Source organism: Proteus sp. MB838 (assembly GCF_054767435.1).
Map to the genome: position 1 here is coordinate 50507 of NZ_BAABMO010000003.1, position 12109 is coordinate 62615.

A 12109-nucleotide genomic window follows, 5' to 3' on the forward strand; every position below is an offset into this window, starting at 1 on the left:
GAAAGCCTGGGGTTTGTATTTATAGCTTACTCAATATAGAACCCGATAAGGATTAATGAGTATTGTTATCAGAAGGTGTGTCACTCTCTGATCCTGACTTATTATTTGGCTCATTCGTCACATGTGTTTGTGTCGGCTGTGCTGTAGCGGTATTTGCACCACTATTGCCATTATTGCCTTCCCAACCTGCCGGTGGACGAACTTCACGACGATTCATTAAGTCATCAATTTGAGGTGCATCAATGGTTTCATAAGTCATTAATGCATCTTTCATTGAGTGCAGAATATCTAGGTTGTCCATCAGGATTTGACGAGCTCGGGTATAGTTACGATCGATGATAGCTTTAATTTCTTCGTCGATAGTACGTGCCGTTTCATCTGACATATGTTGCGCTTTAGCAACTGAACGACCTAAGAACACCTCACCGTCTTCATCAGCATACAGTAATGGCCCTAATTTTTCAGAGAAGCCCCACTGTGTCACCATGTTACGCGCAATATTGGTTGCCACTTTGATATCATTAGAAGCCCCTGTCGAAACATGTTCAGGCCCATAAATGATCTCTTCCGCTAAACGACCACCATAAAGTGTTGAAATTTGGCTTTCCAGTTTTTGACGGCTGGCACTGATTTGGTCACCTTCAGGTAAGAAGAAAGTCACACCTAATGCACGTCCACGCGGGATAATCGTCACTTTGTGTACCGGATCATGTTCAGGCACTAAACGACCAATAATGGCGTGTCCCGCTTCATGATAAGCCGTTGATGCTTTTTGTTCTTCGGTCATAACCATTGAACGGCGTTCAGCACCCATCATGATCTTATCTTTTGCTTTTTCGAACTCGACCATTGAAACAACACGTTTGTTACCGCGTGCGGCAAATAGTGCAGCTTCATTAACCAAGTTTGCCAAGTCAGCACCGGAGAAACCCGGAGTACCACGAGCAAGGATCGCAGGATCAACGTCTGGTGATAATGGCACTCGGCGCATATGCACTTTCAGAATTTGCTCACGACCACGAACATCTGGTAAACCTACGACGACTTGACGGTCAAAACGACCTGGACGTAATAATGCAGGGTCTAATACGTCAGGGCGGTTAGTTGCGGCAATCACGATGATACCTTCATTGCCTTCAAAACCATCCATTTCGACCAGCATTTGGTTCAGCGTTTGTTCACGTTCATCATGACCACCGCCAAGACCGGCACCACGTTGACGACCAACCGCATCGATTTCATCGATAAAGATGATACAAGGTGCTGCTTTTTTAGCCTGTTCAAACATATCACGAACACGAGAAGCACCGACCCCGACAAACATTTCAACGAAGTCAGAACCAGAAATAGTAAAGAAAGGTACTTTTGCTTCACCAGCAATCGCTTTTGCTAATAATGTTTTACCCGTACCCGGAGGACCAACCATTAGGATACCTTTCGGAATTTTACCACCTAATTTCTGGAAACGACCCGGATCACGTAAATACTCAACTAGCTCGCTGACTTCTTCTTTTGCCTCATCACAACCTGCAACATCAGCAAAGGTTGTTTTGATTTGGTCTTCTGTCAACATGCGAGCCTTACTCTTACCAAAAGACATCGCACCTTTACCGCCACCACCTTGCATTTGGCGCATAAAGAAGATCCAAAGACCAATCAGTAAAAGCATTGGGAACCAAGACACAAAAATTTGTGTTAGAAGGCTTTGACCTTCAATGGGTTCTCCGGTCACTTTTACATTACGGTTCATTAAAGTGGTCAGCAGGTTATCATCACGCATAGGCATATACGTGCTGTACTTTGAGTTATCTGTTTTAGTTACATTAATATCATAACCACTTATGCTGACCTCGCGTAACTGGTTATTAGTTAACTCATTGATAAAGGTAGAGTAATCCACCTTACGACTATTCGAATCGCTGGGTCCGAAGCTCTGGAATAATGACATCAATACGACTGCAATGACTAACCAGAGGATCAGGTTTTTCGCCATGTCACTCAAGGGATTAACCTCATATTACAACTGTGTTAACAAATAGCTTTAGGGTACTAAAGTTTACGCCCTGTGGCTACAATATATACCTCACGAGAACGAGACCGCGAAGCGTCTGGTTTACGAACTTTCACTTTCGTAAACAGGGAGCGTATTTGCCCCAGGTACTCATCAAAGCCTTCTCCCTGAAACACTTTGACAATAAAACTTCCCCCGGGAGCCAGCACATCACGACACATATCAAGCGCTAACTCTACTAAATACATGGATCGAGGAATATCGACCGCGGGTGTTCCGCTCATGTTTGGAGCCATGTCAGACATGACAACCTGGACTTTATTATCACCTACTCTATCAAGCAATGCCTTCAATACAAGTTCATCACGAAAATCGCCTTGAAGGAAATCGACACCAACGATAGGATCCATAGGTAAAAGGTCACATGCGATGATCCTACCTTTATTTCCTAACTGCTGTACGACATATTGAGACCACCCACCCGGAGCAGCACCTAAATCGACAACGGTCATACCTGGTTTGAAAATGTTATCACTTTGCTGAATTTCTTCCAATTTAAACCAAGCTCGAGAGCGAAACCCTTTTTTCTTTGCTTGTTGAACATATTTATCACTAAAATGTTCTTGTAACCAGCGGCTAGAGCTTGCCGAACGTTTTTTATTGGCCATTGCGTTTTCCAACTATCATACACTTAGCAATCAAAAATTTTACTTCTTCACTCATTTTACCGCATCTTGACGACATTTTATGGTGATAAATGAGAGATGGCGTTAGAATAGACCGTTTTCAATCCCAACTAAGCAAAAATTAATGATGACTCTTAACAAAAAACAAATTCAACACCTGAAAGGGCTCGCTCATCATCTCAATCCTGTCGTTATGATCGGTAACAACGGGTTGACTGAAGGCGTTCTTGCAGAAATTGAAATCGCTCTGGCACATCATGAGCTTATCAAAGTCAAAATCGCAGGCGAAGATCGAGATGTTAAAAACTTGATCGTGGCAGCGATTGTGCGTGAAAGCGGTGCACAGAATGTACAAGTTATCGGAAAAATGGTTGTTCTTTATCGCCCTTCTGAAGCGCGTAAAATTATTTTACCGAAATAAAACTTATACCTTTATATAAAAATGCCATAACTAACTCTATGGCAAAAAAGGCCTTTTCAGGCCTTTTTTAATATTACCACAGGATAGCATTCTAGTTTTCTATAGAAACGTAAAATTACAAATTAAATATATTCTACGTTTAAAACTTCATACTCTACTTGGCCGCCTGGGGTGTTAATGACCACCACATCATCTAACTCTTTACCAATCAATCCACGGGCAATCGGTGAGTTGACTGAAATTAAGTTTTCTTTAATGTTTGCTTCATCATCACCAACAATGCGGTATTTTTGCTCTTCTTCAGTATCCACATTGAGTAACGTCACCGTGGCACCAAAAATAATACGTCCATTATTCGTCATTTTAGTGATATCAATGACTTGCGCATTTGATAATTTTGCTTCAATTTCTTGAATGCGGCCTTCACAGAAACCCTGTTGTTCACGAGCTGCGTGATATTCCGCGTTTTCTTTTAAGTCGCCATGTTCCCGTGCCTCAGCAATGGCCGCGGTAATTTCTGGGCGACGAACAGTTTTTAGATATTCCAGTTCTTCGCGTAATTTTTCTGCTCCGAGAACTGTCATAGGGATCTGATTCATGTGTTAATACCTCAATACTATTCCTAATAAAAAATAGGTATCATCCTGATTTTTTATACTAACAACACAGAGAAAAGGTTCTACTTTACTCTTCTCAAGACAAAAAAAGACACAGGCAGCCTTAATGAGGGCCTGTCCCTTTATATATTCGATGAATAGAAAATAATTGTAACTTTCTACCCTTTTGGTTGGGAAGTAGTAAAAACCTCCCTTATCTAAAGCTAAACTAAATCTAACACAAGAGGCCAATGGCTTCACGTCTTATTCTCGTTTTAAAAACAGGATAAGTAATATTTTCTGATAATCAGATAATCACACGTGTTACCGTTTACTTTTGCCCTCATTGCCCTTTAGTATTAGCCTCTGGCAATCAACACTATAGCGTTAAGCTTATAGTTACGGATAGAGAAATTATGCGCTTATTACCTATATTCCGCGGAATATTTTATACCTTGAGTCTGTTAAGCTTTTCAACCCTCGCCATTCCTGTTGAAAAATATATAGAACTTTTGCCTGATGGCACTCAAGTCGGTTTAATCACCCAAACTGTTGGCGCATCCTCCCCTAACCTAACTTATAATGATAATCAATTATCTTTGCCAGCCAGCACACAAAAAGTGGTCACAGCTTTAGCCGCCCTATTGCAATTAGGGGGCGATTATCAATTTACCACCACAATGGAAACGGAAGGTAAGATAAAAAACAATCAACTAGAGGGTGATTTAATTTTCCGTTTTAGTGGTGATCCTACGCTAACTCGCCAGCAATTACGAGCAATGGTTGCCGTATTAAAACAATCCGGCGTCACAAAAATAACGGGAAATTTATTAATTGATACCTCTGCTTTCTCCAGCCATGACAAAGCGCCGGGATGGGTTTGGAATGATATGACCCAATGCTTTAGTGCCCCACCAAGTGCCGCTATTGTAGATAAAAATTGTTTTTCCGTCTTACTGCAAAGTGGTCAAAAAGAAGGTGATATCGCCACCATACGTAAAGCGTCTTTTTATCCTGTCACGGTTTTAAGCGAAGTTGAAACCTATGAAAAAGGCTCAACACGAACCCGCTTTTGCGAATTAGACGTCACGGTGAGAGATTTAAATACTTATGTGATAACAGGCTGCATTCCTAAACGTGAAGAAGCCATGCCGCTGATGTTTTCCATTCAAGATGGTGCGCACTGGGCAGGTATATTGCTAAAAGAAGAGTTACAACGTGCAGATATTGAGCTGGACGGTTATGTCAAACGCCGCTCCCAACCTAAAGCCCCTGTTACTGTTTTAGCACAAACACAATCTAAACCGTTACACACTTTATTGACGACGATGTTAAAAGAGTCTGACAATATGATTGCAGATGCCGTATTTAGAACTATTGGTCGTGAATATTATGGTGTAGCTGGCACTTGGCGTTCAGGGGCGGATGCCACTCGTGCTATTTTAAAACAAAAAGCGGGCATTGATTTAGCTAATACAATTATGGTGGATGGATCTGGGCTTTCCCGCCATAACCTGATAGCCCCCCGCAACCATGATGCAAGTATTACAATATGTCGGACAACATGATAGTGAGTTAAATTTTATCAGTATGCTTCCTCTTGCCGGTCATGATGGTACATTGCAATATCGTGGTGGTTTTACTGAAGCGGGCGTCAACGGTAAAGTTTCCGCTAAAACAGGTTCACTCAAGGGAGTGTATAATCTAGCTGGCTTTATGACCACAGCCAATGGACAGAAAGTGGCATTTGTACAATTTATTTCTGCCTACTCTCCCCCTACACAAAATCGCAATGCTGGACGCGCCTATTTGGTTCGTTTTGAAACGAATTTATATAAAGATATCTATAACAATAGATAGCACTATTATTTGTTAGAAAGTAAAAACGCCTGAAAATTCAGGCGTTTTTTATGTCTCACTATCTGTATGTCTATACGATACCGAGACAACAATACCGATAAAAAGAGAGATTAACGTTGGTAGATAAACTCTACACCATCATCATCTTCTTCATCCCAATCTTCGTCATCGTCTTCAATGTCAGGATTTTCAAGTTGTTCTTTATGGTAGTCATCCCACATAAAATCAACTTTTTCTTCAGTGGCTAAAGCGGTAGCAATATCTTGCTCACGTGGGGTTACTTTCAGGAATTCCATAATATCCCAACAAAGTTTTTTCACCCCTTCTTGGTTGATAGCAGCAATCATATAATAATCACCTTCCCAACCCAACGCTTCAACTATCGCTTGCGCTTTCTGTTTTGCTTCATCGGCATCAAGCAGATCCACTTTATTGAAAACTAACCAACGTGGTTTTTGTGCCAGTTTATCGCTGTATTTTTCTAATTCAGAAATAATGATTTTGGCATTTTCAACGGGATCAGAACCATCAATAGGATCGATGTCGATCAAATGCAATAATACACGGCAACGTTCTAAATGTTTCAGGAACTGGATCCCAAGACCCGCGCCATCAGCAGCCCCTTCGATCAGCCCCGGTATATCCGCAACTACAAAGCTTTGATGGCTGTCCATACGCACAACACCTAAGCTAGGTACTAGTGTAGTAAATGGATAATCTGCCACTTTGGGTTTGGCTGCCGAGACGGCTCGAATAAAGGTAGATTTACCGGCATTCGGCATACCTAACATACCTACATCCGCAAGTAGCATCAGCTCTAACAGTACTTCACGTGATTCACCTGGTGTACCCATTGTGCGTTGACGTGGTGCACGATTGACTGATGATTTAAAACGCGTATTCCCTAAACCATGGAAGCCACCTTTAGCGACCATTTGTTTTTGACCATGTACCGTTAAGTCAGCAATGATCTCACCTGTAGCAAGATCACGGGCACGCGTCCCCACAGGGACATTAATAGTAATATCTTGACCACGTTTTCCCGTACAATCACGGCTTTGGCCATTTTCACCACGCTCAGCGCGGTAAGATTTAGTAAAACGGTAATCGATAAGGGTGTTGAGGTTTTCGTCTGCAACCATGTAGACATCACCACCATCACCGCCATCACCACCGTCTGGTCCCCCTTTCGGGATATATTTTTCTCGACGAAAGCTTACACAGCCGTTACCACCGTCGCCAGCGACGATTAGGATCTTGGCCTCATCAACAAATTTCATGATTTTACTCCGTATGATAGCCATTAACGTGCTGGATGGCCGAAATTACCCAGAGATGGCCTTTTTTAAATATAAAAAGCCCCGCAACAGACTGTGCAGGGCTTTTAACTCGGTGTTTAAAGGACCGGTAATTATTCAGCTTCGATGCTGATAAATTTACGATTGTTTGGACCTTTAACTTCGAATTTAACTTTTCCGTCAGCTAACGCAAACAGGGTGTGGTCACGACCACAACCAACGTTAGTACCTGCATGGAACTTAGTACCACGTTGACGAACGATGATGCTACCTGCTAATACAGCTTCACCACCGAAACGTTTTACACCTAGACGTTTTGCTTCGGAATCGCGACCGTTACGAGTCGAGCCGCCAGCCTTTTTGTGTGCCATTAATCTGCTCTCCTAAACCTTAAGCGATACCAGTGATTTTAACATCAGTAAACCACTGACGGTGGCCCTGTTGTTTACGGCTGTGTTTACGACGACGGAACTTAACAATTTTAACTTTCTCGCCGCGACCGTGAGCAACCACTTCCGCTTTAACTTTAACGCCCTCAAGGATTGGAGCGCCAATTTGAATGTTGTCGCCATCAGCGACCATCATGACGGTGTCAAACTCAATAGTTTCGCCAGTTGCTACTTCAAGCTTTTCTAAGCGAATTGTTTGACCTTCGCTGACTCGGTGTTGTTTACCACCACTTTGGAAAACCGCGTACATATAAACTCCGCTTTCCGCACACTCCCAATATGTATAATTTGAGTGCACAATTAAAATATTCACATAGGGCGCGAATTCTACGCAAATTTAGTCGCGATGACAAGTATAGATCGCAAACAACCAGCAAAAAAAAGAGTTTTTTACACAATATTTATTTCAGCCATTTTTAAAGTACAATCTAAATTATAAGAGAGTAAAATCTATGGCATGATCATTTTTTATTAATTATAACGCGCTCATTGGCGAGCCAAAGTCGAAAAACATGAATTTAGAATCTATTATAAAACTCACATCCGCTGATATGGCTGCGGTAAATGACGCAATTCTTTACCAGCTTAATTCAGATGTTTCTTTGATAAACCAGCTTGGTTACTACATCATTAGCGGTGGTGGTAAAAGGATCCGCCCAATGATCGCTGTTCTGACCGGCCGAGCTTTGGATTATCAAGGGGACAAACATATCTCTGTCGCCGCTTTAATTGAATTTATTCATACCGCAACATTATTGCACGACGATGTTGTTGATGAATCCGATATGCGTAGAGGCAAACAAACAGCTAATGCTGTGTTTGGTAATGCTGCAAGCGTGCTGGTAGGTGACTTTATTTATACACGATCTTTTCAGATGATGACGGATCTTGATTCCATGCGCGTGCTAAAGCTGATGTCTAGCGCAACCAATGTGATCGCTGAAGGTGAAGTATTACAATTAATGAATTGTAACGATCCTGACATTACTGAAGATGACTATATGCAAGTTATCTACAGTAAAACCGCTCGTTTATTTGAAGCTGCCTCTCATGCGTCAGCCATCCTCTGCGGAGCCACTCCAGAGCAAGAGAAAGCTTTCCAAGATTATGGTCGTTATCTTGGTACCGCATTCCAGCTGATTGACGATTTACTGGATTATGATGCAGATAATACCCAATTAGGTAAAAATACCGGTGACGATCTGGATGAAGGTAAACCTACTTTGCCTTTACTTCATGCCATGCACCATGGTAACGAAACAGAATCACAACTCATTCGTCAAGCCATTGAAAAAGGTAACGGCCGTCATTTACTCGACACTGTGTTAAAAACGATGAAACAGTGTGGCTCACTGGAATATACCCGCCAAAAAGCGGAAGAAGAAGCCGATAAAGCCATTGAGGCGTTAGCGATTATTCCTGATTCATCTTACAAAGATGCATTAATTGGCCTTGCGCACGTTGCTGTGCAACGACAATCGTAATTTTCATACCTAAACCCCATAAAGTATGAGAAGCCCGTCAGAGCGACTATGTCGACTCTGGGGGGCTTTTTAATTTTTGAACCACTTCTTCATTTTCTCGTTCGATCTCTTCTTGATTGTCAGCATCAATATAGCTAATTAACTTAGCGAGACCTTCTCGTAAAACAAATTTTACGATTTTTTCACGCTCTGATTTTGTTAGCTGATAATAAGCTTCCACCCAGATAAGAAAGGCATCCTGACGCTTAGATAAATATTCTGCAGGAGGCTCATGCGCCGCTAACACACTCACCACCTCTTCAGGGAGGCTTTTAACCGAGTACTCAACGGCTTTACCTTGTACTCCACGCTTACGGCGATTTTCCCATCCTTCACGGCGTGCCATTAAATTGACCCCTTGTGGAGAATTAGGTAACCCTGCAAGCCCTACTAATTCTTTTGCTGTATACCATTCTTTTTTCATGATCTCATCTCACATTCAACTAAGAGGTTAGTCAGATATCGGTTGCGGATAACGCAATAGCGCGTTCTTTAAAGTCGCTTAATCTTTGACGATCTTTTCTAAAAAACTTCTAATACCATCCCGCAAGATCAGCTCTGTTACTGTTTTTTGTTCACCATCATTAAGTTGTTGGAATGCTTTCACCCAGATAACGAGTGGCTCCTCTTTATTTAGTTTGTAATGTGCTAATGGTTCATAAAGCTCCAGAGCAATTAAAGTTTCTTCTGGTAAACAAGAGTAATGATATTCAACGCCATTTCCTTGTTTATTAGTTCTCTCTTGTTTTAACCAAGATTCACGTTTAGCTTTTGCATTTACACCTTGTGGTGATTTAGGTAATCCACCTATACCCGTCAATTCCATTGCCGTATACCACTCTTTTTTCATTACGTTTCTCTAAAATTGTTATCAACTTCAAAAAAGAAATTATTAAGAATAAAATCAGAAATATTTTTAGAAAAATAATGTTATTTTATTTTCTAAATAATCAGTTTAATGCTTTTAAGCATTTCTAATAAACTGTTATTTATACCACTAACACAGCATTTAATTTTATAGAAAAAGGATTAAAAATGATTTCAAGGAAATCTGATTGGCATCCTGCCGATATTATTGCCGCACTCAGAAAATGAGGCACAACACTGGCAGCCATCTCTCGCCAAGCTGGTTTAAGCTCTTCAACACTGGCTAACGCACTGTCACGCCCTTGGCCAAAAGGTGAGAAAATCATTGCTGACTTTCTAGGTGTAGCGCCTTCGGAAATTTGGCCCAGTCGTTATTTTCATCCTGAAACAGGAGAATTACTTGAACGGAAGATACGCGACAAAACCAATAATTAACTAATAATTACATATATTATAATTAATAAAAAAAACCGCTGATACACTATCAGCGGTTTTTATTTAAATTTACATTATTTTAAAGCAAAAAGGTTATTTTTTATTTATTAATAAATTCTTCGCCAAGAATTATATCTTTTTTCAATACATCCAACATGCCATTAAGAGATTGTTTTTCAAAATCACTTAATTGACCGATTGGTAGATATTCTTCAACACCATTCTTACCTAAACGAACAGGTTGTGCAAAGAAACGGGCATGTTCACCATCGCCTTCGGTATAGGTGCACTCAATAACATCTTTTTCGCCATTTAAAGCACGGATCAATGAAAGACCAAAGCGCGCAGCTGCTTGTCCCATTGATAATGTGGCTGATCCGCCACCCGCTTTAGCTTCAACAACCTCAGTTCCCGCATTTTGAATACGTTTTGTTAATGCAGCAACTTCTTCATCAGTAAATGACACACCGGCTACTTGAGATAGCAAAGGAAGAATAGTGACACCTGAGTGTCCACCAATGACCGGAACATTCGTTGTTTGTGGATCTTTGCCTTTTAATTCAGCAACAAAAGTATTCGCACGGATAATATCCAGTGTTGTCACACCAAATAGGCGTTTTTTATCATAAACACCGGCTTTTTTCAGTACTTCAGCAGCGATAGCAACCGTAGTATTGACTGGATTAGTAATGATACCAATAAGCGCCTTAGGGCAGTTTTGTGCAACTTTTTCAATAAGATTACGCACGATCCCTGCATTTACATTGAAAAGATCAGAGCGATCCATACCCGGTTTACGGGCAACACCGGCAGAAATTAAAACAACATCTGCATCTTTTAATGCAGGAGAAGGATCTTCGCCAGCAAAACCTTTTACCCTTACTTGAGTAGGTATATGACTTAAGTCCGCTGCAACACCCGGTGTAACCGGAGCGATATCATATAAAGAGAGTTCACTACCAGCTGGAAGCTGATTTTTAAGAAGAAGTGCCAGTGCCTGACCAATACCACCCGCTACACCGAGAACTGCTACTTTCATTCTGATACTCCTTAGTTTACGAGATAGTGGAACGCCTTTGATATACTCACTATTACGCAACACACCTAGTAAAGAAAACAATTATTTAACAGCTATATTGCATAATAAGGCATTTGTAGTAAAAAATAATACTTCGGTTATTCTAAACAAATTGCTTATCTGTTAATGAGATAGCGGGCACTCTTTTGAGAAATAATTCCAATAAATATCGCTAAGTGCTAAACGAACTATCTCATATTGCATAATCATTTAAGATTATCATTTAGTTAACAAATTATTTACCTAATCAAGATTATCGCATTCAATATCGAGAAATAAAACTTTTTTGAGTTAACACACAAAAACACACATCAACCAAGAAGAGAAACAAGATTAACGGAGCTAATGTTGCATAAAAATTCACTTCTCTGCATAATGTGCGAGTTATTGATAACTCACTAAAGGTGAACTATGCGCACTCCTTCTAAGCAAGAAGACTTGGTTAAAGCATTTAAAGCCCTGCTGAAAGAAGAAAAATTCAGTTCACAAGGCGAGATTGTAACCGCATTACAAGAAGCTGGTTTTGATAATATTAACCAGTCTAAAATCTCTCGTATGCTAACAAAATTTGGCGCAGTAAGAACGCGTAATGCCAAAATGGAAATGGTTTACTGCCTGCCAACAGAACTTGGTGTACCAACAGCAAGTAGCCCATTGAAAAATTTGGTACTTGATATTGACCATAACCACTCAGTAGTGGTTATTAGAACCAGCCCCGGTGCCGCACAGCTTATTGCACGTTTATTAGATTCTTTAGGTAAAGCAGAAGGGATCCTCGGAAGTATCGCTGGTGATGACACTATTTTTTCTACACCCGCGCCAGGATTCTCAACAGAAGAACTACGAGATGCGATTTTAAACCTATTTGATCAGGAATTATAAATA

12 protein-coding genes and 2 pseudogenes are annotated in these 12109 nt (G+C 40.8%); 5 read left to right on the top strand and 9 right to left on the bottom strand.

What is annotated here, in order from left to right:
* Positions 1 to 52: 52 nt before the first annotated feature.
* Together ftsH and rlmE are read right to left on the bottom strand one after the other, a co-directional pair.
* Positions 53 to 1993, bottom strand: a complete 1941-nt coding sequence (gene ftsH / locus ACYUCW_RS01980) for an ATP-dependent zinc metalloprotease FtsH (RefSeq protein ID WP_004246243.1) — start codon at positions 1991 to 1993, stop codon at positions 53 to 55.
* A 56-nt stretch (positions 1994 to 2049) separates the two neighbouring features.
* Entirely contained in the window at positions 2050 to 2679 is a 630-nt protein-coding gene (rlmE, locus tag ACYUCW_RS01985; RefSeq protein WP_004246244.1) for a 23S rRNA (uridine(2552)-2'-O)-methyltransferase RlmE, read from the bottom strand.
* A gap of 145 nt (positions 2680 to 2824) precedes the next feature.
* Between rlmE and yhbY the strand changes: the two genes are divergently transcribed.
* A complete protein-coding gene (yhbY, locus tag ACYUCW_RS01990) occupies positions 2825 to 3118 on the top strand; it encodes a ribosome assembly RNA-binding protein YhbY (RefSeq protein WP_012368729.1) in 294 nt (97 codons plus the stop codon).
* Positions 3119 to 3240: 122 nt separating this feature from the next.
* On the opposite strand, the gene greA is transcribed toward yhbY, so the two are convergent.
* Entirely contained in the window at positions 3241 to 3717 is a 477-nt protein-coding gene (gene greA / locus ACYUCW_RS01995; protein WP_004249606.1) for a transcription elongation factor GreA, read from the bottom strand.
* A 413-nt stretch (positions 3718 to 4130) separates the two neighbouring features.
* On the opposite strand from greA, the pseudogene dacB reads away from it, so the two are divergent.
* Positions 4131 to 5574: pseudogene (gene dacB / locus ACYUCW_RS02000) on the top strand (serine-type D-Ala-D-Ala carboxypeptidase).
* 110 nt (positions 5575 to 5684) lie between these two features.
* Here the strand turns inward: dacB and cgtA are convergent.
* From cgtA to rplU, 3 genes are all read right to left on the bottom strand, one after another.
* Entirely contained in the window at positions 5685 to 6854 is a 1170-nt protein-coding gene (gene cgtA, locus ACYUCW_RS02005) for an Obg family GTPase CgtA (protein ID WP_049209920.1), read from the bottom strand.
* A gap of 131 nt (positions 6855 to 6985) precedes the next feature.
* A complete protein-coding gene (gene rpmA, locus ACYUCW_RS02010) occupies positions 6986 to 7243 on the bottom strand; it encodes a 50S ribosomal protein L27 (RefSeq protein WP_004246250.1) in 258 nt (85 codons plus the stop codon).
* Between the two features lie 19 nt (positions 7244 to 7262).
* Complete coding sequence (gene rplU / locus ACYUCW_RS02015) at positions 7263 to 7571, bottom strand: 50S ribosomal protein L21 (protein WP_004246251.1); 309 nt, start codon at positions 7569 to 7571, stop codon at positions 7263 to 7265.
* A gap of 262 nt (positions 7572 to 7833) precedes the next feature.
* Between rplU and ispB the strand changes: the two genes are divergently transcribed.
* Positions 7834 to 8805 (top strand): octaprenyl diphosphate synthase, encoded by a 972-nt coding sequence (gene ispB / locus ACYUCW_RS02020; protein WP_004246252.1) that lies wholly within the window; start codon positions 7834 to 7836, stop codon positions 8803 to 8805.
* Between the two features lie 46 nt (positions 8806 to 8851).
* Here ispB and ACYUCW_RS02025 read toward each other — a convergent pair whose 3' ends face one another.
* Together ACYUCW_RS02025 and ACYUCW_RS02030 are read right to left on the bottom strand one after the other, a co-directional pair.
* On the bottom strand, positions 8852 to 9268 hold the full coding sequence (locus ACYUCW_RS02025) for a DNA-binding protein (RefSeq protein ID WP_004246253.1): 417 nt from the start codon (positions 9266 to 9268) through the stop codon (positions 8852 to 8854).
* A gap of 78 nt (positions 9269 to 9346) precedes the next feature.
* Positions 9347 to 9694, bottom strand: a complete 348-nt coding sequence (locus ACYUCW_RS02030; RefSeq protein ID WP_163748498.1) for a DNA-binding protein — start codon at positions 9692 to 9694, stop codon at positions 9347 to 9349.
* A gap of 185 nt (positions 9695 to 9879) precedes the next feature.
* Here ACYUCW_RS02030 and ACYUCW_RS02035 point away from each other — a divergent pair.
* Positions 9880 to 10146: pseudogene (locus ACYUCW_RS02035) on the top strand (helix-turn-helix domain-containing protein).
* A gap of 100 nt (positions 10147 to 10246) precedes the next feature.
* Here the strand turns inward: ACYUCW_RS02035 and mdh are convergent.
* Positions 10247 to 11185 (bottom strand): malate dehydrogenase, encoded by a 939-nt coding sequence (mdh, locus tag ACYUCW_RS02040; RefSeq protein ID WP_460408168.1) that lies wholly within the window; start codon positions 11183 to 11185, stop codon positions 10247 to 10249.
* 450 nt (positions 11186 to 11635) lie between these two features.
* Between mdh and argR the strand changes: the two genes are divergently transcribed.
* Positions 11636 to 12106: a transcriptional regulator ArgR gene (gene argR, locus ACYUCW_RS02045; RefSeq protein WP_004246257.1), complete on the top strand. Its 471-nt coding sequence runs from the start codon at positions 11636 to 11638 to the stop codon at positions 12104 to 12106.
* The last annotated feature ends 3 nt before the right edge of the window (positions 12107 to 12109 follow it).

What these genes read in the sequence shown, in the direction of transcription:
- ftsH (WP_004246243.1), bottom strand. Translation starts at nt 1,993, where the DNA reads ATGGCGAAAAACCTGATCCTCTGGTTAGTCATTGCAGTCGTATTGATG.
- rlmE (WP_004246244.1), bottom strand. Translation starts at nt 2,679, where the DNA reads ATGGCCAATAAAAAACGTTCGGCAAGCTCTAGCCGCTGGTTACAAGAA.
- yhbY (WP_012368729.1), top strand. Translation starts at nt 2,825, where the DNA reads ATGACTCTTAACAAAAAACAAATTCAACACCTGAAAGGGCTCGCTCAT.
- greA (WP_004249606.1), bottom strand. Translation starts at nt 3,717, where the DNA reads ATGAATCAGATCCCTATGACAGTTCTCGGAGCAGAAAAATTACGCGAA.
- cgtA (WP_049209920.1), bottom strand. Translation starts at nt 6,854, where the DNA reads ATGAAATTTGTTGATGAGGCCAAGATCCTAATCGTCGCTGGCGACGGT.
- rpmA (WP_004246250.1), bottom strand. Translation starts at nt 7,243, where the DNA reads ATGGCACACAAAAAGGCTGGCGGCTCGACTCGTAACGGTCGCGATTCC.
- rplU (WP_004246251.1), bottom strand. Translation starts at nt 7,571, where the DNA reads ATGTACGCGGTTTTCCAAAGTGGTGGTAAACAACACCGAGTCAGCGAA.
- ispB (WP_004246252.1), top strand. Translation starts at nt 7,834, where the DNA reads ATGAATTTAGAATCTATTATAAAACTCACATCCGCTGATATGGCTGCG.
- ACYUCW_RS02025 (WP_004246253.1), bottom strand. Translation starts at nt 9,268, where the DNA reads ATGAAAAAAGAATGGTATACAGCAAAAGAATTAGTAGGGCTTGCAGGG.
- ACYUCW_RS02030 (WP_163748498.1), bottom strand. Translation starts at nt 9,694, where the DNA reads ATGAAAAAAGAGTGGTATACGGCAATGGAATTGACGGGTATAGGTGGA.
- mdh (WP_460408168.1), bottom strand. Translation starts at nt 11,185, where the DNA reads ATGAAAGTAGCAGTTCTCGGTGTAGCGGGTGGTATTGGTCAGGCACTG.
- argR (WP_004246257.1), top strand. Translation starts at nt 11,636, where the DNA reads ATGCGCACTCCTTCTAAGCAAGAAGACTTGGTTAAAGCATTTAAAGCC.